Origin of the sequence: Streptomyces sp. NPDC021096, assembly GCF_040641275.1 — a bacterium.
Lineage (GTDB): Bacteria > Actinomycetota > Actinomycetes > Streptomycetales > Streptomycetaceae > Streptomyces.
Genome location: NZ_JBFADG010000001.1, coordinates 466,617 through 488,919, shown reverse-complemented (window position 1 = coordinate 488,919; position 22,303 = coordinate 466,617). Strand labels below are relative to the sequence as shown.

Annotated in this window: 20 protein-coding genes; 8 read left to right on the top strand and 12 right to left on the bottom strand. The window is 71.9% G+C overall.

Going from position 1 to position 22,303, the window contains the following annotated elements; translation table 11 throughout:
* Nucleotides 1-154: 154 nt before the first annotated feature.
* Nucleotides 155-940: a pyrimidine reductase family protein gene (locus tag AB0G59_RS02275; protein WP_360907064.1), complete on the bottom strand. Its 786-nt coding sequence runs from the start codon at nucleotides 938-940 to the stop codon at nucleotides 155-157.
* Between the two features lie 132 nt (nucleotides 941-1,072).
* Between AB0G59_RS02275 and zapE the strand changes: the two genes are divergently transcribed.
* From zapE to AB0G59_RS02255, 4 genes are all read left to right on the top strand, one after another.
* Nucleotides 1,073-2,149, top strand: coding sequence for a cell division protein ZapE (zapE, locus tag AB0G59_RS02270; protein WP_360907556.1), 1,077 nt, complete (start codon nucleotides 1,073-1,075; stop codon nucleotides 2,147-2,149).
* A 99-nt stretch (nucleotides 2,150-2,248) separates the two neighbouring features.
* Nucleotides 2,249-3,136: a polysaccharide deacetylase family protein gene (locus AB0G59_RS02265; RefSeq protein WP_360907062.1), complete on the top strand. Its 888-nt coding sequence runs from the start codon at nucleotides 2,249-2,251 to the stop codon at nucleotides 3,134-3,136.
* Nucleotides 3,137-3,171: 35 nt separating this feature from the next.
* Nucleotides 3,172-3,882 (top strand): peptidyl-tRNA hydrolase, encoded by a 711-nt coding sequence (locus AB0G59_RS02260; protein WP_360907060.1) that lies wholly within the window; start codon nucleotides 3,172-3,174, stop codon nucleotides 3,880-3,882.
* Nucleotides 3,883-3,925: 43 nt separating this feature from the next.
* Complete coding sequence (locus AB0G59_RS02255) at nucleotides 3,926-5,209, top strand: hypothetical protein (protein WP_360907058.1); 1,284 nt, start codon at nucleotides 3,926-3,928, stop codon at nucleotides 5,207-5,209.
* A gap of 39 nt (nucleotides 5,210-5,248) precedes the next feature.
* Here the strand turns inward: AB0G59_RS02255 and AB0G59_RS02250 are convergent, their stop codons facing one another.
* Nucleotides 5,249-7,306 carry a transglycosylase domain-containing protein gene (locus AB0G59_RS02250; RefSeq protein ID WP_360907056.1) on the bottom strand — a complete coding sequence of 686 codons (2,058 nt, stop codon included), beginning with the start codon at nucleotides 7,304-7,306 and terminating at the stop codon, nucleotides 5,249-5,251.
* A gap of 190 nt (nucleotides 7,307-7,496) precedes the next feature.
* On the opposite strand from AB0G59_RS02250, the gene AB0G59_RS02245 reads away from it, so the two are divergent.
* On the top strand, nucleotides 7,497-7,898 hold the full coding sequence (locus tag AB0G59_RS02245; protein WP_360907054.1) for a BlaI/MecI/CopY family transcriptional regulator: 402 nt from the start codon (nucleotides 7,497-7,499) through the stop codon (nucleotides 7,896-7,898).
* A 25-nt stretch (nucleotides 7,899-7,923) separates the two neighbouring features.
* Here AB0G59_RS02245 and AB0G59_RS02240 read toward each other — a convergent pair whose 3' ends face one another.
* A complete protein-coding gene (locus tag AB0G59_RS02240; protein ID WP_360907052.1) occupies nucleotides 7,924-8,616 on the bottom strand; it encodes a nuclease-related domain-containing protein in 693 nt (230 codons plus the stop codon).
* Between the two features lie 277 nt (nucleotides 8,617-8,893).
* Here AB0G59_RS02240 and AB0G59_RS02235 point away from each other — a divergent pair, with 277 nt between their 5' ends.
* Nucleotides 8,894-10,456: an alpha/beta hydrolase gene (locus AB0G59_RS02235; protein WP_360907050.1), complete on the top strand. Its 1,563-nt coding sequence runs from the start codon at nucleotides 8,894-8,896 to the stop codon at nucleotides 10,454-10,456.
* A gap of 47 nt (nucleotides 10,457-10,503) precedes the next feature.
* Here the strand turns inward: AB0G59_RS02235 and hemQ are convergent, their stop codons facing one another.
* Together hemQ and hemG are read right to left on the bottom strand one after the other, a co-directional pair.
* Nucleotides 10,504-11,220 carry a hydrogen peroxide-dependent heme synthase gene (gene hemQ / locus AB0G59_RS02230; RefSeq protein WP_360907048.1) on the bottom strand — a complete coding sequence of 239 codons (717 nt, stop codon included), beginning with the start codon at nucleotides 11,218-11,220 and terminating at the stop codon, nucleotides 10,504-10,506.
* Between the two features lie 10 nt (nucleotides 11,221-11,230).
* A complete protein-coding gene (gene hemG, locus AB0G59_RS02225; RefSeq protein WP_360907046.1) occupies nucleotides 11,231-12,658 on the bottom strand; it encodes a protoporphyrinogen oxidase in 1,428 nt (475 codons plus the stop codon).
* A gap of 113 nt (nucleotides 12,659-12,771) precedes the next feature.
* Between hemG and AB0G59_RS02220 the strand changes: the two genes are divergently transcribed.
* A complete protein-coding gene (locus tag AB0G59_RS02220; RefSeq protein WP_360907044.1) occupies nucleotides 12,772-13,965 on the top strand; it encodes a thiolase family protein in 1,194 nt (397 codons plus the stop codon).
* A gap of 98 nt (nucleotides 13,966-14,063) precedes the next feature.
* On the opposite strand, the gene AB0G59_RS02215 is transcribed toward AB0G59_RS02220, so the two are convergent.
* The 3 genes from AB0G59_RS02215 to AB0G59_RS02205 form a co-directional block, all read right to left on the bottom strand.
* Nucleotides 14,064-16,112, bottom strand: coding sequence for a glycoside hydrolase family 18 chitinase (locus AB0G59_RS02215; RefSeq protein ID WP_360907042.1), 2,049 nt, complete (start codon nucleotides 16,110-16,112; stop codon nucleotides 14,064-14,066).
* Between the two features lie 78 nt (nucleotides 16,113-16,190).
* Nucleotides 16,191-16,853, bottom strand: coding sequence for a response regulator transcription factor (locus AB0G59_RS02210; RefSeq protein WP_360907040.1), 663 nt, complete (start codon nucleotides 16,851-16,853; stop codon nucleotides 16,191-16,193).
* Nucleotides 16,850-18,052, bottom strand: a complete 1,203-nt coding sequence (locus AB0G59_RS02205) for a histidine kinase (protein WP_360907038.1) — start codon at nucleotides 18,050-18,052, stop codon at nucleotides 16,850-16,852. The genes AB0G59_RS02210 and AB0G59_RS02205 overlap by 4 nt, the downstream gene beginning before the upstream one ends.
* A 158-nt stretch (nucleotides 18,053-18,210) precedes the next feature.
* Between AB0G59_RS02205 and AB0G59_RS02200 the strand changes: the two genes are divergently transcribed.
* A complete protein-coding gene (locus AB0G59_RS02200) occupies nucleotides 18,211-18,789 on the top strand; it encodes a hypothetical protein (protein WP_360907035.1) in 579 nt (192 codons plus the stop codon).
* A gap of 51 nt (nucleotides 18,790-18,840) precedes the next feature.
* Here the strand turns inward: AB0G59_RS02200 and AB0G59_RS02195 are convergent, their stop codons facing one another.
* From AB0G59_RS02195 to AB0G59_RS02180, 4 genes are all read right to left on the bottom strand, one after another.
* Complete coding sequence (locus AB0G59_RS02195) at nucleotides 18,841-19,308, bottom strand: DUF2550 domain-containing protein (protein WP_360907032.1); 468 nt, start codon at nucleotides 19,306-19,308, stop codon at nucleotides 18,841-18,843.
* A 122-nt stretch (nucleotides 19,309-19,430) separates the two neighbouring features.
* The gene (locus AB0G59_RS02190) at nucleotides 19,431-19,808 is read right to left on the bottom strand and encodes a F0F1 ATP synthase subunit epsilon (RefSeq protein ID WP_360907030.1); all 378 of its coding nucleotides are present in this window, start codon (nucleotides 19,806-19,808) and stop codon (nucleotides 19,431-19,433) included.
* A gap of 129 nt (nucleotides 19,809-19,937) precedes the next feature.
* Nucleotides 19,938-21,380, bottom strand: coding sequence for a F0F1 ATP synthase subunit beta (gene atpD, locus AB0G59_RS02185; protein WP_360907028.1), 1,443 nt, complete (start codon nucleotides 21,378-21,380; stop codon nucleotides 19,938-19,940).
* On the bottom strand, nucleotides 21,381-22,301 hold the full coding sequence (locus AB0G59_RS02180; RefSeq protein WP_360907026.1) for a F0F1 ATP synthase subunit gamma: 921 nt from the start codon (nucleotides 22,299-22,301) through the stop codon (nucleotides 21,381-21,383).
* Nucleotides 22,302-22,303: the final 2 nt, after the last annotated feature.

Genomic DNA, 22,303 nt, shown 5'->3' with positions numbered 1-22,303 from the left:
GGCCCTTCTCCTACGTGGGCCGGCCGGGCCCAACAGAAACCATCCTGCGCGTGCTCCCCATGAGCCCGCCTGTTTTGATCCTGTGCCCTCGGGGGAGCGTCTGACTCAATTCTGCCCACCGGAAGCGAACCGGAACGGCAAATTCCGCCGATTGTCAGATCCTTCGGTAGCGGGTGAAGAGAAACCCGCCGTCCTCCAGCACCGTGTCGAGAGCGAACCGTTCCGGCACCGCCAGCGGCGGCCCCGCCATGATCCGGGGCGCCGTGCCGGTGGCGACCACCGGCGCCAGCGACAGGCACATCTCGTCCAGCACCCGCGCCGAGGCGAACTGCCCCAGCAGCCGCGGCCCGCCCTCCGTGAGCAGCCGCGTCAGCCCCCGCTCCGCCAGCACCCCGGGCACCCGGGCGGCCTCCACGCCCCGCCCCTCCCCCGCCACGACCACCTCGGCGCCCGCCGCACGGGCCGCGGCCACCCGGTCCGCCGGCGCGTCCGCGCCCGTCAGCACGAGGGTCGGCACGAGCGGCGAGGTGAACAGAGGGAGCGAGAAGTCCAGGTCGAGCCCCGCGCTCACCACCGCCATGACGGGCGCGGGCCCCTGGCCGAGCGCCGCGCGCCGCGCCGCGAAGGCCTCACGGGCCCGCGCGGGCCGGTAGCCCTCCTGCCGTACGGTCTCGGCCCCCACCACCACTGCGTCGGCGAGCCCCCGCAGCGTGCCGAAGATCCGCATGTCGGCGGCGGAGGACAGCGGCTGCGAGCGCCCCTCGTGATGGGCCGCGCCGTCGAGCGAGGAGACCATGTTGGCCCGCAGCCACGGCCGCGCGTCGCCCGCGGCCTCCGGGGCCGCGTCCGGGTAGGCGTAGAGGTCGGCGAGCTCGTCCAGCCCCCATTCGCGGTCTTCGAGGTCGGAGGGGTGCAGCGGAGAGGGGAACAGGCGTCGCATAGGCGGCAGTGTGACATGGCTCGCCCCGCGCTGGACGGCCTCCTCCCGCTTCCGCGACTACGCTGGAGCGCTGTGTCGTCCTCCACCGCATCACCGTCCACCGCAGCCGCCGGCTCCGCCGCCCCCGGTCCCATAGCCGGGCAGGCCACAGCCGTGCAGCAGCCCCTCGCGCTCACCTCGCGCGCCCCGCACGTACCGGCCGACCGCCTGGTCGCCGAGATGGTGCCCCCGCCGCGGTTCGGCTCGGTGCGGTTCGACAACTACATCCCCGACCCGAACCAGCCCAGCCAGGCCCAGGCCGTCGAGGTCCTGAGCGGCTTCGCCGCCGGCCTCGGCGACGCCGGCGCGAGCGGCGCCGGCCGCAAGCGCTGGTTCCGGCGCGAGAGCAAGCCGGCCACCCCCGCCGGCCCGCGCGGCGTCTACCTCGACGGCGGCTACGGCGTCGGCAAGACCCACCTGCTGGCCTCCCTCTGGCACGCCACCGCGGCCCCGCCCGAGCGGAAGGCCTTCGGCACGTTCGTCGAGCTGACCAACCTCGTCGGCGCGCTGGGCTTCCAGCAGACCGTGCAGACGCTCAGCGGCCACGCCCTGCTGTGCATCGACGAATTCGAACTCGACGACCCGGGCGACACAGTCCTGGTCTCCACCCTGCTGGGCAAGCTCGTCGACGCCGGCGTGGCCCTGGCCGCCACCTCCAACACGCTGCCCGGCAAGCTCGGCGAGGGCCGGTTCGCCGCCGCCGACTTCCTGCGGGAGATCCAGGGCCTGTCCGCCCACTTCCGCCCGCTGCGCATCGACGGCGAGGACTACCGCCACCGCGGCCTGCCGCAGGCCCCGGCCCCGTACGACGACGAGACCGTCGAGCGCGTGGCGCACCGCACCGACGGCGCCTCGCTCGACGCCTTCCCCGCTCTCCTGGAGCACCTGTCCAAGGTCCACCCGAGCCGCTACGGCGCCATGTGCGACGGCGTCGACGCCGTGTGCCTGACGGGCGTCGAACCGGTGCCGGACCAGTCGACGGCGCTGCGCCTGGTGGTCCTCGCCGACCGCCTGTACGACCGTGAGGTGCCGGTGCTGGCGTCCGGGCGGCCCTTCGACGAGCTGTTCAGCGAGGAGATGCTGAACGGCGGCTACCGCAAGAAGTACTTCCGGGCCATCTCGCGACTGACGGCGCTGGCGCGCGACGCGAAGGGGCTCGTGGACGCGTAGGGCTGCAAAAGTCAGCCCGTCCGGCGATTGAGGACCGGGGGGGCCGGGGGTGGAGCCCCCGGTTTCGGGAAGGGGCGGGGCTGGGGAAAGAATCGGCTCGTGCCCCGACCCCCACGCGCAGCCCTCGCCGCCGCGGCCCTGCTCTGCTGCACCGCCGCCCTGACCGCCTGCGGCGGCCACGGCGGCCACAGCACCGCCAAGCCCGCCCCCACCACGGCGGCCCCCAAGGCCGGTGCCCGCACCACGGAACCCCCGGCACCCGCACCGGCCGCCCCCACCCTCCCGCCCGGCCCCGGCGGCGCCACCCCCGTCTTCTCGCACGGCAGCCGTGACGGCGGCAAGCGGGTCGCCCTCACCTTCGACGCCGACATGACGGCGGATCAGGGCCCGCGCGCGGCACGCGGGGAGCACTTCGACAACCCCGCGCTGATCGAGACCCTGCGCCGGCTGAAGGTGCCCTCGACGGTCTTCATGACCGGCAGGTGGGCCGAGCAGTACCCGGACCAGGCCCGGTCCATCGGCACGGACCCGCTCTTCGAGATCGCCAACCACTCCTACAGCCACCACGCCTTCACCACGCCCTGCTACGGCCTGCCGACCGTCGCCCGCGGCACGGCCCGCGCCGACGTGGACCGCGCCTTCGCCGCCTTCCGGCGCGCCGGCGCCGAGCACGTGGTGCCGTACTTCCGCTTCCCCGGCGGCTGCCACGACGCGGCGGCGCTGCGGGAGATCGGCCCGGCGAAGGTGACGGCCGTGCAGTGGGACGTCATAAGCGGCGACGCCTTCGCCAAGCAGGCCGCTCCCGTGGCCGCGCAGGTGATCTCCCAGGTCAGGCCCGGCTCGGTCGTGGTGATGCACTGCACGCGCAGCGCGGCGCCCACCACCGAGGAGGCGGTGCGGCGCATCGTGCCGGAGCTGCGGGCGAAGGGGTACGAATTCGTGCGGGTCTCCGACCTCATCGGTGCCGCCGGCCGCCGGGCCCCGTAGGGCCCGTGAGTCGGTGCGGCTGGCAGACTGGGGCCGTGACCAGCACTGACACTTCCCCGGACTCCCGCGACGAGGCCCCGCAGTTCGTCCTGCCGCTCGTGGTGCGGATCGAGAAGACGGCACCCCCCGCCCGGACGGACGCGCTGCAGACGGCGGCCCGCGCGGTGCTGGCGCTGCTGTCCGACGAGCGGGCGACCGAGGAGGACGGCGCCTGGGCGCAGGCCGTGCGGGACTGGCAGGACGCCAGGATCCGCAAGGTCGTGCGCAGGGCGCGCGGCGCGGAGTGGCGCAAGGCGTCGGCGCTGCCGGGCATCACGGTGACCGGCGAGAGCGCGGAGGTGCGGGTCTTCCCGCCCGTGCCGCTGGACGGCTGGCCCAAGGAGCTGGTCAAGCTGCAGGTGTCGGGCACGGACCTGGACGACCCCGCGCCGCCGGCCGCGCCGGACGGCGCCGGAGCGGTGCTGTGGCTGAACCCGGACCTGGAGATGTCGGCGGGCAAGGCCATGGCGCAGGCCGGGCACGGGGCGCAGCTGGCGTGGTGGGGCCTGGACGGGGCGGCGCGGGCGGCCTGGCGCGCGGCCGGCTTCCCGCTGTCGGTGCGGACCGCGGACCCCGGGCGGTGGGCGGAGCTGACGACGAGCGGTCTGCCGGTGGTACGGGATGCCGGGTTCACGGAGATCGCCCCCGGCTCGTGCACGGTGGTCGCGGACCACCCTTTGCTACGGATCTGTCATACAAGCCTGTGATACTGGCGCCTGAACATGTGTACTGGCGCCAGGGAGTACGAAGTTGTCGAAGAAGCCTCTGTACAGTGCGACGAAGTCTCTGTACGGCGCGACGGCTCTGGCCTCCGTGTGCGTGGCGGTGGCGCTCGTGGCCGGGCTGACGCGCGGGGATTCCGGCGGGGACGACCGTAAGAAGGAGGCCGGATCGGCCTCCTCGCCCTCGGGGAACGGGGACGGGAGCGGGAACGACGACGGCAAGAAGCCGGAAGAGAAGTGGGACGGGAAGGTCCACGTCCTCGGGGACGGCTCGACGTCGTACACCGGTCCGCAGCCGAAGGTGGCCAAGCCGGAGAAGCTGAAGCCGGGCGAGAAGCCGCCGCAGTTCGTCGTCTTCTCCTGGGACGGCGCGCTGGAGAACGACGACAAGCTCTTCTCCCACTTCCGCCAGGTCGCCCGGGCGAGCAACGCGCAGATGACGTACTTCCTGACGGGCATCTATCTGCTGCCGAAGTCGGACCGGCAGAAGTACGAGCCGCCCCGGCACAAGCCGGGCGAGGCGGCCATCGACTTCACCTCCGACGCGCACATCAAGGACACCCTGGAGCAGCTGCGCGGCGCGTGGCTGGAGGGCAACGAGATAGGCACGCATTTCAACGGCCACTTCTGCGGCAAGGGCGGGGGCGGTGACTGGACCACGGACGAATGGAAGAAGGAGATAGACCAGGCCTATTCGTTCGTGCAGAACTGGAAGACCAATACCGGCTTCAAGGACGTCGCCCCGCTGCCCTTCGACTACAAGAAGGAGCTCGTGGGCGGCCGCGCCCCGTGCCTGGAGGGGCAGAAGACCCTGATACCGGCGGCGAAGTCCCTCGGCTGGCGCTACGACGCCAGTTCGCCCGGCGACTTCCAGCTGTGGCCGTCGAAGATCGACGGAGTCTGGAACTTCCCGCTGCAGCTGCTGCCGTATCCGAAGAGCGAGCGCCAGGTCCTGTCGATGGACTTCAACTTCCTCTTCAACCAGTCCGGCGACAACACCAACGGCGACCCCGCCAAGCGCCCGGAGTGGCTCAGGCTCACCAAGGAGGGCTACCTCAACGGCTTCGAGCGGGTCTACAACGGCAGCCGGGCCCCGCTGTTCATAGGCAACCACTTCGAGACCTGGAACGGGGGGATCTACATGAAGGCCATGGAGGAGGTCATGAAGGACGTCTGCCGCCGCGACGGGGTGCGGTGCGTGTCCTTCCGGCAGGTGGCCGACTGGCTGGACGCCCAGGACCCGAAGGTGCTGGCGAAGCTGCGGGGCCTGGACCCCGCGCAGGCGCCCGACTGGAAGACCTTCGTCAAGTAGCCCCCGGGCCCGCCCCCGAGGGGGCGGGCCCGCGTGCCGTCAGTTTCCGGGCTTGCCCATGTACCGGGTCCAGATGTCGATCGGGTACGTGCTCCCGGTGGCCGATTTCGCGGCGCCGCCCACTCCGTCCAGCGGGAGCAGTTCCTGCGAGGTGGGGTCGATGCGGAAGAGCGAGACGGCGGTGGACGTGGTGCCGCGGTAGCCGGCGAACCAGGCGGACTTGTTGCCCGGTCCGGTGCCGGTCTTGCCCGCCGCGTCGCTTCCGGCCGCCTTCGCGGCCGTGCCGGTGCCGCGCCGCACGGCCTCGCGGAGCGCGTCGTCGACGGACGCGGCCACGCCCGCGGGCAGGGCCCGGGCGGGGGTGGGCTTCTCGACGGCGACGGCGTCGCCGTTGCGGCTGAGCTTGTCGACGGAGTACGGCTCGCTGTGCATGCCCTTGGCGGCGAAGGTGGCGTAGGCGCCGGCCATGCGGATGGGGCTGGGGGTGCTGGTGCCCAGGGAGAAGGCGGGCACCTGGGTGCCCATGCTCTCGGCGAGCAGGCCGGTCTGGACCGCCGCGCGACGCACCCGCTCCAGGCCCACGTCCATGCCCAGCTGCATGATCGGGGAGTTGACGGACTGCGCGACCGCCTCCTTGAGCGGGATCTGCCCCCAGGACTTGTTGCCGTCGTTGACGGCCTTCACGATCTTCCCCGACCGGTCCCAGTACGGGCCCTCGGGCGTGCGTACGGCCACCTTGTCGTCCCCGTTGTAGACGGAGGCGGGGGTCACGGGCGTGCGCGGGCCGCCGCGTTCGCGCTGGATGCCGTCGCGGAGGGCGGCGGCGTAGACGAAGGGGCCGAAGGCGGTACCGGCCGGGACGACGGTGGAGTTGGCGTCGTTGAAGCCCTGCTTGAGGTAGCCGGGGCCGCCGTACAGGGCGAGGATGCGTCCCTCGGTGGAGACGGAGGCGGCGCCGATGCGGACGTTCTTGTCCGCGTCGCGGGTCCCGGGCTCGAGTCCCTGCCGTACGTCGGCGACGGCCTTGGCGAGCGACTCGACGCGGGGCTTTTCGAAGGTGGTGCGGATCTGGTAGCCGCCGAGGTCGAAGTCGGCGTCGGAGACGTCGGTGTGGGCGCTGACGTAGGCGCGGGCGGTGTCGACGAGGTAGCCGGTCTGGCCGTCGAGGCCGGCGGGCTTGGGCGGGGCCTTGGGCTCGGGGAACTTCGTGTACGTGGCCCGCTCCTTCGCCGAGAGCTTGCCGATGGTGACCATGCGGTCCAGGATCCAGTTCCAGCGCTCGACGGCGCGCTCGTGGTTCTTGGCGCTAACCGCCGGGTCGTAGAGGGCGGCGCCCTTGAGCAGGGAGGCCAGGAGCGCCCCTTCGCTCACGTCGAGCTGGGAGACGTCCTTGCCGTAGTAGGCGTGGGCGGCGCGCTGGATGCCGTAGCTGCCGCGCCCGTACCAGCTGGTGTTGAGGTAGCCCTGCAGGATGTCCGACTTGCTCATCTTGTTGTCGAGCTTGATCGCGATGAACATCTCGGTGAGCTTGCGGGTGAAGGTCTGCTCCTGGTTCAGGTAGGCGTTCTTCACGTACTGCTGGGTGATGGTGGAGCCGCCCTGCCGGTCGCCGCCGCTGACCATCCTGGTGACGGCGCGCATCATGCCGCTGGGCGAGACGCCGCTGTCGGAGTAGAAGGTCTCGTTCTCGGCGGCGAGGGCCGCCCAGCGCACCTTCTCCGGGATCTTGTCCAGGGCCGCTTCCTGGCGGTCGACAGGGCCCGTGCGGGCCATCTCGGAGCCGTCGGCCCAGTAGTAGACGTTGTCCTGCTGGGTGGCGAAGGCATTGAGGTCGGCGGGTATCTCGGTGCGCGCGTACATGATCGCGACAAGGGCGGCGAGCGTGCCGACGACGGTGCCGAGGAGCCCGAGCGTCTGGCGCCAGGAGGGTATCCAGCGGCGGTAGCCCGTCCGCCCCGGCCGCGGGTAGACCGGGCGCAGCTTCTTCAGCAGGGCACGGCCCGGCAGGGCGCGGCGAGGGGTGGCACGCCGTCGACGGCCACGCGCGGGGGTGGGTTTTATACCAGCACGTGCCCCGTTATGTCGTTTTTTGTCCACCGATGACCTGACCCCGTCCGAACATCCGTCGCTGCGTCTGCCGCTCGATATATTCCGTTCGATATGCCGCCGAGTCTGCCACAAACGGAATCTGAAGATCCGTCAGATCGTTGAAAGCCGTCCGATTCCTTTACACTCCTGTAGAGGTAAAGAGAAAATCAGTGGACCAGCAGAAGGAACGTCGAAACGCATGGAAGCCGCCACACCCGCCGTCGTCGTGCGCCAGGGCCGGCGCAGGGCGAGCGGAGCGCTGGAGGGCGAGGTCCTCGCCGCACTGCAGCGGGCGGGCGCCCCGTTGACCCCCCGCGAGGTCCAGGCCACGCTCCCGGGCGAGCTGACGTACAGCACCGTGGTGACGATCCTGTCCCGGCTGCACGGCAAGGAGGTGCTCACCCGCACCCCCCGCGGCCGCGCCTACGCCTACGCGCCGCTCACCGACGAGGCCGGCCTCGCCGCCCGCCGGATGCACAAGGTCCTCGACGGCCGCACCGACCGCGAGGTCGTACTGACCCGCTTCGCCGACGGCCTGACCGAGGAGGACGGGGCGCTGCTGCTCCAGCTGCTGTCCGGCGGCGCACCCCTCGCCCGCTAGCCGGCCCGGGACGCCCGCCGATCGCTCAGGCCCGCAGCCAGACGCGCCGGTCGCGCGCCACGGTGTGGATGCGGTCCACCCGGTCGGGGTGGAGCACGCCGCCGAGCGTGCCGAGCGTGGAGACCTCCCGCTCCCGCAGCACCCGTACGTCCTCCAGCGAGCCCGCCACCTCGACGTCCTTGGCGCCGACCAGCACCAGGACCGGCCGGACGGTTACCAGGAAGCCGCAGCCCCGCGAGAGCACCAGCGAGGACCGCGCCGCGCTGTGCCGGGCCCGGCGGACGTACGGACAGGGCCGCCGCTCCCCCGCCGCCCCGGGCGCGCCGTCGCGTCCCACCTCCACCCGCGCCGCGCGGACCTGCTCCGCCTCGACGCAGAAGACCCCGCCGGGACCGATCAGCAGGTGGGAGATCACCGCGTCCCCCGGCAGGACAATCGAGTGCACCACCTCCCAGCCGCCCGCCGCCAGCCCATCCAGCGCCGTCCCGACGAGCTGCTCCGCGGCCAGCGCCCCCCGCCAGCCGTCCTCCACGGGCCGGCGGCCCAGAAGCCGGGCGAGCACCAGCCGAACGCGGCCGTTGCGGGACGCGTCGAGCCGGGCGCGCAGCGTCTCCCCGGGCCGGTTCGGCGCGAGGTCGTCGTCGGGAGGCAGGAAGAGCCTTTCCGGGTCGTAGCGCTTTCCGTCCGCGCCCCTCTTCGATTCCGGCCGCTCGCCCACGCCCATCACCCCCACCCGCCATATTGCCGCAGAAGCGAGGGAACCAACCCATTCGTCCACCCGTTGAAACGCATGAGGCCCCGCGGCACCCCCCGACCGCGGGGCCTTCGCCATGCCCGGACCCGCCCCGGCCGGCGGCCGGCCCGCGGCCCGGCGGGGTGGATCGCTGACGCGTTCGGGCGCTTCGGATCCGACATCGCGCCCCGGTGCTTTACTTCGCCAACTGATGACCTAATTATCCCTTTTGCCGCATTGCATATTGAAGGGATAGGGCCCAGTGAGAGCAGCAGCCCTGTACGGAACCATCGGATCCCTGATCCTCACCGGACTCACCGGCCTCCCCGCCGCCCCCGCCCAGGCCCTGGACCCCGGCCTCGCCGAGGCGCGCGGGGTGGCCCTGGCGGCCCGGCAGGCCGCCGCCAAGGGCATCGACTTCGGCACCTGCCCCGCCGTGGAGGGCCTGGGCCACTCCGTGGAGTGCGGCACCGTGTCCGTACCGCTGGACTACGCCCACCCCGGCGGCAAGCACATCCGCCTCACGGTCAGCCGGACGCGCTCCACCGAGGGGGGCGCGGCCCGGCAGGGCGCGATCGTCTTCAACCCCGGCGGGCCGGGGGGCAACGGCATGTTCTACCCCCTGCTCGCCGGCCTCCCCCAGTGGCGCAACGTCGCCGACGCCTACGACCTGATCGGCTACGCCCCGCGCGGCGTGGGCCGCTCCGCGCCACTGTCCTGCGTGGACGCGGCCGGCTTCATCAAGGGCCCCACCCTGGCCCCGGAGCACCCCACCGCCGCCTACAAGAAGCGGCAGCTGACCAAGGCCCGCGCCTACGCCCAGGGCTGCGCCCACAAGAACGGCAGCCGCCTGCGCCACTTCACCAGCCTCAACAACGCCCGGGACCTCGACGTCCTGCGGGCCGCGCTGGGCGAGCGGAAGCTGAACTTCATGGGCGCCTCCTACGGCACCTACTTCGGCGCCCTGTACGCCACGCTCTTCCCCAAGCACGTACGCCGCATGGTCTTCGACAGCATCGTCAACCCCGACCCCCGCAAGATCTGGTACGGCAACAACCTCGACCAGTCGGCGGCCTTCGAGCGGCGCTGGGCCGACTGGCGGCGCTGGGTGGCCCGGCACCACGCCGTCTACCACCTGGGCCGCACGGAGCGGGAGGTGCTGTCCGCGTACGAGAAGGCGAGCCGCAAGCTCGAGAAGCAGCCGGCCGGCGGCACCGTGGGCCCCGGCCAGATGCAGGGCGCCTTCCTGAAGGCCGGCTACTCCGACAGCCACTGGGCGCGGGACGCCCGCGCGCTGTCCGCGTACCTGCGCGGCGACGACAAGCCGCTCATCGCGCTGGCCGCCCCCGACCCGGTCTCCGCCCGGGCCGCCGAGAACGAGAACGCCGTCTACACCATCGTCGAGTGCAACGACGCGTCCTGGCCCAACTCCTGGCCGGTGTGGGACCGCGACAACTCCACGCTGGCCCGCAAGGCCCCGTTCGAGACGTGGTCCAACGCCTTCATGAACCTGCCGTGCGCGTTCTGGAAGGGGCCCCGGCAGCGTCCGCTCGAGGTCAAGGTGGAGCGGAAGTCGGGCCTGCCCCGCACGCTGCTGCTGGCCGCCGAGCGGGACGCGGCGACGCCGTACAACGGCGCGCTCGAGCTGCAGCGCCGGCTCGCGGGCTCGGTCCTGGTCACCGAGCGGGGCGCCGGCACCCACGGCATCGGCGGCGGACCCAACGCCTGCGTCAACGACTACCTGGAGGCCTTCCTGCTCGGCGGCGACCTCCCGGCGCGCCGCACGTACTGCTCACCACGCCCGCAGCCCCGCGCGACGGCCTGACGGCGGACGGCGGGCGCCCCACGGGGCGCCCGCCGTCACCATCGGCTCTAGGCGAGCCCCGCCACCAGGTCGGCCACAGCCTTGCGGCGACCCGTGTAGAACGGGACCTCCTCGCGCACGTGCATGCGGGCCTCGGAGGCGCGCAGGTGACGCATGAGGTCGACGATGCGGTAGAGGTCGTTGGCCTCGAAGGCCAGGATCCACTCGTAGTCGCCCAGCGAGAACGAGGCGACCGTGTTGGCCCGGACGTCCGGGTAGCCGCGGGCCATCTTGCCGTGGTCGGCGAGCATGCGGCGGCGGTCCTCGTCGGGCAGCAGGTACCAGTCGTACGAGCGCACGAAGGGGTACACGCTGACGTAGTCGCGCGGCGTCTCGTCGGCGAGGAACGCCGGGATGTGCGACTTGTTGAACTCGGCCGGGCGGTGCAGCGCCATGTTCGACCAGACCGGCTCCAGCGCGCGGCCCAGCTTCGTGCGGCGGAAGAGGTTGTACGCGTCCTGGAGGGCGTCCGAGGTCTCGGAGTGCCACCAGATCATCACGTCCGCGTCGGCCCGCAGACCCGAGAGGTCGTACGTGCCGCGGACCGTGACGTCCTTCTCGGCGAGCGCGTCGAAGAGCTCCTCGACCTCGTCGGCCCAGCCGGCGCGGTCCTGCGGCAGCACGTCGCGCAGCTTGAACACCGACCAGAGGGTGTAGCGGATGACCTCGTTGAGGTCCTTGGCCTTCTTGCCGGCGTTCGGGGTCTTCACGGGGGCGTCAGTCATGTCCCTATTCTCACTCGGCGTCCCCGGCGTCCCGCGCCAGGGTGGCCAGAAGCTCGTCGGCGGCCCGGCGGCCGCTGGAAACACAGGCCGGGATGCCCACGCCGTCGTAGGCGGCGCCGCAGACGCGCAGGCCGGACAGGCGCGAGACGTGCTCGCGGATACGGGCGACCCGGTCGAGGTGACCCACCGGGTACTGCGGCAGCCCCCGGTTCCAGCGGGTGACACGGGTCTCCACCGGCGTGGCGCCGATGCCCACGGCCTCGCCGAGGTCCTTCAGCGACATCGCCACCAGCTCGGCGTCCTCGCGCTCCAGGTCCCCCTCGTCGCCGAACCGCCCGATCGAGGTACGCAGGACGAAGAGGTCCGGGTCGGCGTCCGCGTTCCAGCGCCACTTGTTGCTGGAGAACGTGGAGGCCTTGATCTTCCGGCCGTCGACGGGCGGGACGAGGAAGCCGCTGCCGGCGGGCAGGCCCCGGGCGTCGGAGCGGCGGAAGGCCATGGTCACCAGGGCCATGGAGGCGTACTCGACCGCCGCGAGCTCGTCAGCGGCCGCCCGGGCGTGGGGGGCGAGCAGCCGGGCCGTGTGCCCGGCCGGGACGGCGACGACGACGGCGTCGGCCGTCAGCGTCTCCCCTCCCAGGAGGACGCTCCAGCCGTCCGCGCCCCGGGCGAGCCCGGTGACCTCGGCGCCGGTGCGGACGGCCCCGCCGGCCGCGCGCACCGCGTCCGCGACGGCGAGCGGCAGCGTGCCGATGCCGCCGTCGATGCCCATGAAGACCGGGCCGCCGGCCGCCGGCCGAGCGGCGGCGCGCGCCTGGGCCTCGCGCACGCCCTCGATGAGCGAGCGGTGCGTGCGGGCGATCTCGAAGAGCTGCGGGACCGCCGCCCGCATCGAGATCCGGTAGGGGTCGCCCGCGTACACGCCGCCGAGCAGGGGCTCCACCAGCCGGTCGACGACCTCGCGGCCCATCCGCCCGGCCACGTACTCACCGATGGCGACGTCGTCGCCCACCTCGGTGCGCGGCAGCTCGGCGTCCCGGGCGACCCGGGCGACGCCCTCGTCGGAGAGGACCCCGGACGCGGCCAGGGGGGCGAGGTCTCCGGGCACGCCCATCATGTGGCCCTTGGGCATGGGGCGCAGACCGCCGCGCGACCAGATGCCCGCCGTGGCCGTGGCCGGCGGCTGCAGCCGGTCGCCGAGCCCGGCCGCCCGGGCCAGCTCGACGGCCTCGGGCCGCCGCGCCAGCATCGACTCGGCCCCCAGGTCCACGGGCATGCCCGCGATCTCACCGGTGCGCAGCTTGCCGCCGAGGCGGTCCGAGGCCTCCAGGACCGTGACCCGCGCACCGCCCTCCAGCAACCGGTGGGCGGCCGCCAGGCCGGAGATCCCGCCGCCGATGACCACCACGTGCCGTGAAGAGGGGTGCGCTTGGCTCATGGCTCCACTGTCTCAAACCACCACGAGGCCACCCTGGGCACCCCATTGACAGCGCCGGGCGCCCGGCCGAAGACTCGCGCGCACACGATCATCCGAACGTTGACGGAGACCCTATGAACGACCGCATCCGGGATGTGTACATCGTCGACGCCGTCCGCACCCCGGTCGGCAAGTACGGCGGCGCCCTCTCCCGCGTACGTCCCGACGACCTCGCGGCCCACGTCGTACGGGCGCTGGTCGACCGCTCGCCCGCCCTGGACCCGGCCCGCGTCGACGACGTGGTGCTCGGCAACGCCAACGGCGCCGGCGAGGAGAACCGCGACGTGGCCCGCATGGCCGTGCTGCTGGCCGGGCTGCCGGTGACCGTGCCGGGCGCGACCGTCAACCGGCTGTGCGCCTCGGGCCTGGAGGCGGTCGTCCAGGCCTACCGCGCCATCGCGGTCGGCGACGCCTCCGTGGTGATCGCGGGCGGCGTGGAGTCGATGAGCCGCGCCCCCTGGGTGATGCGCAAGCCCGACCGGGCCTTCCCCGCGGGTCCCCAGGAGATGTACTCGACCACGCTCGGCTGGCGGATGACGAACCCTCGGATGCCCCCGCGCTGGACCGTCTCCCTCGGCGAGGGCGCGGAGCGCATCGCCGACAGGCACGGCATCACCCGGGCGAGCCAGGACGCGTTCGCGCTGGCCAGCCACGAGAAGGCCGCGCGGGCCTGGAAGGAGGGGGCCTACGACGGCGAGGTCGTGCCGCTGCCCGGGGTGGACCTGCCCCGCGACGAGTGCATCCGCGACAGCACCTCCCTCGAGGCGCTGTCCGCGCTGCAGCCCGCGTTCCGCATGGACGGCGGCACGGTCACCGCGGGCAATTCCTCACCGCTGAACGACGGTGCCGCGGCCCTGCTGCTGTGCGACGAGGCGGGCCTCGCGGCCACGGGCCGGGAGCCGCTGGCCCGGGTGCGGGCGTCGGCGGTCACCGGCATCGAGCCGGACCTCTACGGCCTGGGCCCGGTCGAGGCCGTGCGCCGGGCGCTCACCAAGGCCGACCGGACGTTCGCCGCCCTGACCCACGTCGAACTCAACGAGGCCTTCGCCGCCCAGGCCCTGGGCTGCCTCGCGGAATGGCCGGACCTGGACCCCGGCATCGTCAACCCCCGCGGCGGCGCCATCGCGATCGGCCACCCCCTGGGCTGCTCCGGCGCCCGGCTGACGGGCTCCCTCGCCCACCAGCTCGCGGCGGCGGGCTCGGGAGTGGGGGTCGCCGCGCTGTGCATCGGGGTGGGACAGGGGCAGGCGCTGGTGCTGGAGCGGTGACCCTTTCGGGGCTCCGCCCCGGACCCCGGTCCTCAATCGCCGGACGGGCTGAATTTCAGCCCGTCCGGCGATTGAGGACGAACCACTGCCGGTGACGGCTACCGCAAGCCCTCGTCCACGGCCCTCATCAGCGTGCCGCTGTCACCGGACATCTCCCAGATCATGACGCCGCCCAGCTTCTTCGGCTTCAGCCAAGCGGTCTTCTTGCCGATGGACCACGCGTCGTCGAAGGTCCACCACTGGCCGCCCGCCCCGGTGTAGCCGTACGTCGCGACCGTCGTCTCGTCGTGGTGGACGGTCAGGTTCGGCACGGACGCCAGCAGGTTGTCGTAGCCGCGGGTGCCGGCTTCCTCGGGGAACTGGCCGGGGGCCGCGCCGCCCGCGCTCTGCCAGACGCCGCGGGCGCCGCCGTCGGCGACCTGCTGCCAGCCGCGGCCGTAGAAGGCGAGGCCGAGGACCACCTTGCGGGGGTCGACGCCGGCGTCGAGATAGGTCTGGACGGTCCGCTCCACGCTGAACTTCGTCTCGTACGGATCCTTGGCGTCCGCGTACAGATTGCCCTGGTGGCCCGTGCGGTTCGGCTCCCAGCTGTTGTCGCTGCCGGAGCCGTGGAAGTCGTAGCCCTGGACGTTGGCGAAGTCCATGTAGTCCAGGACGCTGGGCGTGCCGTCCTTGGTGGTGATGTCCCAGCCGGCGTCGATCTTCGCGGGGTCGGCCGGGGTGAAGGCCGTCAGCAGGTACTTCTTGCCCGTCGTCGCGCCCAGCGCGTCCAGCTGCTTGCGGAACTCCGCGAAGAGCAGCGTGTTGTTGGCCTTGTCGTCCTTGGAGACGTGGTTGCCGGCGTGTCCCTCGGCGCCGGGCCACTCCCAGTCGATGTCGAAGCCGTCGAAGATGCCGGCCGCGACGCCGGTGCCGCCGCGTCCGCCGGTCGTCGGCAGGTTGCCCTTGATGTACATGTCGATGCAGGACTTCACGAACTTCTGCCGCGAGGCGTCCGTCCTCGCCACGTCCGAGAAGTACTTGCTGTACGTCCAGCCGCCGATCGAGATGTTGACCTTGAGCCTGGGGTACTTGGCCTTGAGCTTCTTCAGCTGGTTGAAATTGCCGGCCAGCTTCTGGTCCCAAGTGTCGCCCACGCCGTCGACGGACTCGCCAGCGCCGAAGCCCTTCTCGTAGTCGGCCCAGGCGTCACCGGCGCCGTCCCCCTGGCTGGGGTCCTGGGGGTTGGGGGTGGTGGCCTTGGTGACGCCATTGAGGCAGGTGAGATTGGTCGGGTCGATGTTGGAGAAGGAGTAGTTGATGTGGGTGAGCTTGGCGGCCGCGCCCGTGGCGTCCAGGGACTTCACGGTGTAGCCACGGCCGTAGATGCCCCACTGCACGAAGTAGCCGGCCTTGATGTAGTCGCCGCCCGGCTGGGGCTCGCCCCCGCCGGTGGTCCGTACGGTCAGCGCGGCGCTGGCCGGGCCGGTCTGGTCGGCGGTGTCGCGGGCCACGATCGTGTAGGTGTACTCGGTGCCGGGGCTCAGGCCGGTGTCGGTGTAGGCCAGCTTGGCGACGGTGGCGACCTTCTCGCCCCCGCGCAGGACGTCGTAGTTCTTGACGCCCTTGTCGTCCGTGGCGGCGGTCCACTTCAGCGAGACGCTGGTCGCGCTCACGCCGGTGGAGACTGGTATGCCGGGCGCGCCCGGCACGCTGTCGCCGCCGGACGAGCCGTCGCAGGGGCCGCGGTTGAGCGTGCAGCCGGAGGGCTCGCCGTTGCCGGAGGCGACGAAGCCGAAGGTGGCGCTGGCGCCGGGGGCGAGGGCGCCGTTGTACTCGCGGTTCTTGGCGGTGACGTGGCCGCCGGAGCCGGTGACCAGGGCGTCCCAGAAGGAGCCGACCGTGGTGGCGGCGGGGAAGTCCCACTCCACGGTCCAGCCGTCCAGCGCCGTGGTGCCGGTGTTCTTGACCGTCCACTGGCCCTGGAAGCCGGTCCCCCAGTCGGAGGTCTTGACGAATGTCGCCGTCGCGGAGGGCGCGGCATGGGCCGGGGAGGCCAGGCCCACGAGCGTGGCGAGCGGGAGCAGCAGGGCCGCCAGGGCGGCCGTGATGGCTCTGGAGGTGATACGGGTGATGCGTCTGTGTCGTCCGAGGTTTCCTGTGCTCAAGGGGTGCTCCCCTGGTGAGGTCGGACAGGGTGGGGGGTGCGCGTTGTGAGGGGAGCGTAAGAAGGTCCGTACCAATGGTCAAGAGGTCTGGACCAGACCCAACTCCTGGGCCAGCACGGCCGCTTGCACCCTGCTGCGCAGCTCCAGCTTCCCCAGCAGCCGGCTGACGTGGGTCTTCACCGTCGCCTCCGCCATCCCCAGCCGCTCCCCGATCTCCGCGTTCGACAGCCCCTCCCCCACCCGGGCCAGCACCTCCCGCTCCCGCCGGGTGAGCACGTCCAGCACGGCCGGGTCGGGGCCATTGGGGGAGCGTACGGGCGTGGGGCGGGCGAACTCCGCGATGAGGCGGCGGGTGACCGCCGGGGAGATCAGGCCCTCCCCGCGCGCGACGGTCCGTACCGCCGCGACCAGGTCACCGGCCTCGCTGTCCTTGAGCAGAAAGCCCGCGGCCCCGGCCCGCAGCGCCCCGAAGACGTATTCGTCGAGGTCGAAGGTGGTCAGCACCAGCACGTCGGCGAGCTGTTCGGCGGTGATCAGCCGGGTGGCGGAGACCCCGTCCATGCGCGGCATCTGGACGTCCATCAGCACCAGGTCCGGCCGCAGCTCCCGGGCCAGCCGCACGGCCTCCTCCCCGTCGCCGGCCTCCCCGACGACCTCGATGTCGGGCGCCGAGCGCAGGATGAGCACGAGCCCGGACCGCACGGCGGCCTGGTCCTCCGCGACGACGACGCGGACCGTCATGAGATCTTCTCCTCGCTGTCGACGGGCAGTTCGGCCCGTACCTCCCATACCTTGCCGTCGTCCGCCACCGGGCCCGCCGTCAGCGCCCCGCCCAGCAGCCCGACGCGCTCCCGCATGCCGACCAGCCCCGCCCCGGCCCCCGGGGCGCGCGGCCCCGCGTCGCCGCCCAGCACGCTGGCCACCCGTACGGTCAGCGGTCCGGCGCCGTTCCCGTCCCGGGTCAGCTCCACCGTCACCGGACCGGGCGCCGCGTGCTTGACCACGTTGGTCAGCGACTCCTGGACGATGCGGTAGGCCGCGAGCTCCACCGGCACCGGCAGCTTCCCCGCACCCCGCACGTCGCGCAGGACGAACGAGAAGCGGTCGTCGTGCACGCTGGTGCGGGCCCGTTCCAGCAGCGCGTCGAGGCCGTCGAGCCGGGGCGTGGGCGCGGGCTCGTCCGCACCCACCGCCTCCCTCAGCAGACCGATCAGCCGGCGCATCTCGGCGAGCCCCTGGACGCTGTTCTGCCGGATGACGCCGAGGGCCTCGCGGGACGCCTCCGGCTCGTCGATCGACAGGGCGGCCGAGGAGTGTATGGCGATGGCCGACAGGTGTCCGGCGACCATGTCGTGCAGCTCCCGGGCCATCCTCGCCCGCTCCGCCACCACCGCCTCCCGCCGGTCCAGCTCCGCCAGGAGCGCGGTCCGCTCGGCGGCCAGCCGCGCCGCCCGGGCCGCGTCGCGGTGCACCCGCACCCCCACGCCCGTCCACGCCGGCGCCACCAGGACGACCGCCAGCGCGATCCCGACCAGCAGCGACGTGGGGTTGCGGATCAGCGCCACGGCCAGCAGCGTCCCCAGCACGGTGATCGCCTCGGTGGCGCGCGGGATCCGGCGGTAGGCGGCCGGCGGTCCGTAGAGCACCGCCGCGTAGACGAGGTCGGTGTACATGCCGACGTTGGCGACGAGGCTGCCCGCGCAGACGTCCAGCGTGAACGCCCCCGTCCCGATGGCCAGGGCCGTCAGCGGCGCGCGCCGGCGCAGCAGCTCGGCCCCGGCCATGACGACCAGCGCCACCAGCGCGAACCGCCCCGGCAGGTCCGTCACGGGCGAGCTGCGCAGCCCCAGCGCGTACAGCAGGATCCCGCCGGCCAGTCCGGCGGCGGCGATGAACAGCGCGACGCGATCGGGTGGACTCAGCGGGAGGCGGACGGACATGGGTCCATCTCAGCACGGCGCGCGGGGTGCGGGCGTCCGCTGCAGCGCTCCTTCGCGAAGGCGGCAGTACATCGAAGGATGCAGTCGCAGATCGTCACGTGCGACGACGAATCCGCTGGTGGCGGCGGTCACGCTGAGGACGAGGAAAGGAGAGTGCTGTGATCGTCACGCTGATCGTCATCTGCGAGGTGGGCTTCTGGGTGCTGCTGGCCGGGGGTCTGAGCCTGCGCTACCTGGCCCGCATGCCCCGCACGGGGGCCGCGGTGCTGCTGCTGGAGCCCGTCCTGGAGCTGGTCCTGCTGATCGCCACGGCGGTGGACCTGAAGAACGGTGCCCAGGCGGACTGGAAGCACGGCCTGGCCGCCGTCTACATCGGCTTCTCGGTGGGGCTCGGCCACTCCACCATCACATGGGTGGACCAGCGCTTCGCCCACCGCTTCGCCGGGGGCCCGCCGCCGGTGAAGCCGCCGAAGTACGGCATGGCGCGCACGGTGCACGAGTGGAAGACCGCCGGGAAGTGGATACTCGCGGCCGTGGTGGCGATGGGCCTGCTGCAGGCGGCCATCTGGTACGTGGGCTCGGGCGACATCAGCTCGCTGCGGCACTGGCAGTCGACGATGCTGTGGGTGATCGGCATCAACGTGATCATCGCGCTGAGCTACACGATCTGGCCCAAGGAACGGAAGGCCACCGACGCCCCGGAGGCCGAAGCCCCGGACCTCGTCAAGCGACGTTGACCCTCCCCCAGACTCCGTCCGGGGGGACCCCCATTCAGAGAGCACCCCTATTCAGGCAACATTGACTCTCTGCCCGGGCGGGGCCGCCTCGAGCCAGGCCAGGAAGCCGGTCAGGGCGTCCTCGCTCATCGCCAGTTCCAGGTGCGTGCCGCGGTGCACGCAGACCAGGACGATGGCGTCCGAGAGCAGCGCCAGCTCCTCCTCGCCCTGTGGCGTCCGGCGGCGCAGCACCTCGATGGAGTCCCGCTCCAGGGTGCGGCGCGGCCGGTACGCGTACGAGAAGACCCGGAACCACTCGATCCGGTCACCGTTGTAGCGGGCGACGCCGTACACCCAGCCCTTGCCGGCCGGCTCGGGGTCGGTGTCCGGCTCCTGGGCCTCGGGGACGTTCCAGCGCAGGCTGCAGTCGAAGGTGCCGCCGGACCGCTGGATGAGCCGCCTGCGCAGCCCGAAGACGAAGAGCCCCAAAAGCACCAGCAGCACGACGATGCCGCTCACGAGCAGAGCGAGGACGACCATCTCCACCGACCTCCTCGCATCATCTAGAGCAATCGCACCTGCGTTATTGCCTCAGCCGCGGACCGCCCTGGAATTGTTCCAGGCCGGTCCGCGGCTGAGGGACGTACTCGAAGCGGGTCGGGCTAGCGAACGCCCGTGACCGCCTTCAGCCGGACATCCGCGCGACGCTCGGCGGCCGCGTCGGCCTCCGCCTTCGCGCGCTCGAGCGCCCGCTCGGCACGCTCGACGTCGATCTCGTCGGCAAGCTCCGCGATCTCGGCGAGCAGCGAGAGCTTGTCGTCGGCGAACGAGATGAAGCCCCCGTGCACCGCCGCGACGACGGTGGAACCGTCGGTGGTCTTGATGGTCACCGGGCCGGACTGCAGCACACCGAGCAGCGGCTGGTGCCCGGGCATGACGCCGATGTCGCCCGATGTGGTTCGCGCGATGACCATGGTGGCCTCGCCGGACCAGACGCTTCGGTCCGCCGCGACCAGCTCGACGTGCAGCTCAGCAGCCAACGTGGCTCCTCGGGTCTCCACCCGCCGGGCGCGGCGGGTGTTGGGTCAAAGAATAGGGGACGTGACGTCCGGGGGCGGGAGTGCCCCGCCCCCGGACGGACGATCGCGGGGCCCTTGCGGGCCCTTGGATCAGGAGACGCCCAGCTCCTTGGCGTTCTTCTTGAGGTCCTCGAGACCACCACACATGAAGAAGGCCTGCTCCGGGAAGTGGTCGAACTCACCGTCGGCGATGGCGTTGAACGCGGCGATGGACTCGTCCAGCGGCACGTCGGAGCCGTCGACACCGGTGAACTGCTTCGCCGCGTGGGTGTTCTGCGACAGGAAGCGCTCGATACGGCGGGCGCGGTGGACGACCAGCTTGTCCTCTTCGCCGAGCTCGTCGATACCGAGGATCGCGATGATGTCCTGGAGGTCCTTGTACTTCTGCAGGATTCCCTTGACGCGCATGGCGGCGTCGTAGTGGTCCTGCGCGATGTAGCGCGGGTCCAGGATGCGGGACGTCGAGTCCAGCGGGTCGACCGCCGGGTAGATGCCCTTCTCCGAGATCGGACGCGACAGAACGGTCGTCGCGTCGAGGTGCGCGAAGGTCGTCGCCGGGGCCGGGTCGGTCAGGTCGTCCGCGGGGACGTAGATCGCCTGCATCGAGGTGATCGAGTGACCACGGGTCGAGGTGATGCGCTCCTGCAGGAGGCCCATCTCGTCGGCGAGGTTCGGCTGGTAACCCACCGCGGACGGCATGCGGCCGAGCAGGGTCGAGACCTCGGAACCGGCCTGGGTGAAGCGGAAGATGTTGTCGATGAAGAACAGCACGTCCTGCTTCTGCACATCGCGGAAGTACTCCGCCATGGTCAGACCGGCCAGGGCCACGCGCAGACGGGTGCCCGGGGGCTCGTCCATCTGGCCGAAGACCAGCGCGGTCTTGTCCAGAACGCCGGAGTCCGCCATCTCGTGGATGAGGTCGTTGCCCTCACGGGTGCGCTCACCGACGCCGGCGAAGACGGAAACGCCCTCGTGCAGCTTCGCCACACGCATGATCATTTCCTGGATCAGAACGGTCTTGCCGACACCGGCACCACCGAACAGACCGATCTTGCCGCCCTTGACGTACGGGGTGAGAAGGTCGACGACCTTCAGACCCGTCTCGAACATCTCGGTCTTCGACTCGAGCTGGTCGAACGCCGGGGCCTTGCGGTGGATGGACCAGCGCTCGGTGACCTCGGACTCGGCCTCGGGGTCGTTCAGGATCTTGCCGAGGGTGTTGAACACCCGGCCCTTGGTGACATCGCCGACGGGCACGGTGATGCCGTCGCCGGTGTCGGTCACCGGGGCCTGGCGGATCAGGCCGTCGGTGGGCTCCATGGCGATGGAGCGCACCAGGCCCTCGCCCAGGTGCTGCGCGACCTCGAGCGTCAGGATCTTCTTCTTGCCGGCCTCGGCCGGGTCGGAGACCTCGACGGTCAGGGCGTTGTAGATCTCCGGCATCGCGTCGACGGGGAACTCCACGTCGACGACCGGGCCGATGACCCGGGCGACGCGGCCCGTCGCGGCGGCCGTCTCAACAGTGGTGGTCATTTATCGGTCACTCCCCGCGGTCGCGTCGGCCAGGGCGCTCGCGCCACCGACGATCTCGCTGATTTCCTGGGTGATGTCGGCCTGTCGGGCCGCGTTGGCAAGCCGCGTGAACGACTTGATGAGATCTTCGGCGTTGTCGGTCGCCGACTTCATCGCCCGGCGGCGGGCCGCGTGCTCGGAAGCGGCGGCCTGCAGCAGGGCGTTGTAGATCCGGGACTCGACATACCGCGGCAGCAGTGCGTCGAGCACACCCTCGTCGGACGGCTCGAAGTCGAACAGCGGCAGGATCGTGTCCTTGGCCGCCTCCGACTCCTCGGTCGTCGCTTCGAGGCTCAGCGGCAGCAACCGCTTCTCCACCGGCGTCTGCGTCATCATCGACACGAACTCCGTGAAGACGATGTGCAGCTCGTCCACGCCGCCCTCGGCCGTGTCCTTGACGACGGCCTCGATCAGCGGGCCGGCGACCTTCTTGGCGTCGGCGTAGGTCGGGCTGTCGGTGAAGCCCGTCCACGAGTCGACGACCGGGCGCTCACGGAAGCCGTAGTACGCGACGCCCTTGCGGCCGACGATGTACGTGACGACGTCCTTGCCCTCCGCCTTGAGGCGGTTGGTGAGCTGGTCGGCGGCCTTGATCGCGTTGGAGGAGTAGCCGCCGGCCAGACCGCGGTCGCTCGTGACGAGCAGGACCGCGGCCCGGACGGGGTTCTCGACCTCGGTGGTCAGGGCGTGCTTGGTGTTGGAGCCGGTGGCAACCGCGGTCACTGCCCGGGTGAGCTCACTGGCGTACGGAGTGGACGCGGCCACCTTGCGCTGTGCCTTGACGATGCGCGAGGCGGAGATCATCTCCATCGCCTTGGTGATCTTCTTGGTCGCAGTGACGGACTTGATCCGCCTCTTGTAGACCCGGAGCTGGGAACCCATGC

Coding starts and splice junctions, on each gene's coding strand:
- AB0G59_RS02275 (WP_360907064.1), bottom strand. CDS start 940: ATGCGACGCCTGTTCCCCTCTCCGCTGCACCCCTCCGACCTCGAAGAC.
- AB0G59_RS02245 (WP_360907054.1), top strand. CDS start 7,497: ATGGAAGCCGCCACACCCGCCGTCGTCGTGCGCCAGGGCCGGCGCAGG.
- hemQ (WP_360907048.1), bottom strand. CDS start 11,220: ATGACTGACGCCCCCGTGAAGACCCCGAACGCCGGCAAGAAGGCCAAG.
- hemG (WP_360907046.1), bottom strand. CDS start 12,658: ATGAGCCAAGCGCACCCCTCTTCACGGCACGTGGTGGTCATCGGCGGC.
- AB0G59_RS02220 (WP_360907044.1), top strand. CDS start 12,772: ATGAACGACCGCATCCGGGATGTGTACATCGTCGACGCCGTCCGCACC.
- AB0G59_RS02210 (WP_360907040.1), bottom strand. CDS start 16,853: ATGACGGTCCGCGTCGTCGTCGCGGAGGACCAGGCCGCCGTGCGGTCC.
- AB0G59_RS02205 (WP_360907038.1), bottom strand. CDS start 18,052: ATGTCCGTCCGCCTCCCGCTGAGTCCACCCGATCGCGTCGCGCTGTTC.
- AB0G59_RS02195 (WP_360907032.1), bottom strand. CDS start 19,308: ATGGTCGTCCTCGCTCTGCTCGTGAGCGGCATCGTCGTGCTGCTGGTG.
- atpD (WP_360907028.1), bottom strand. CDS start 21,380: ATGACCACCACTGTTGAGACGGCCGCCGCGACGGGCCGCGTCGCCCGG.
- AB0G59_RS02180 (WP_360907026.1), bottom strand. CDS start 22,301: ATGGGTTCCCAGCTCCGGGTCTACAAGAGGCGGATCAAGTCCGTCACT.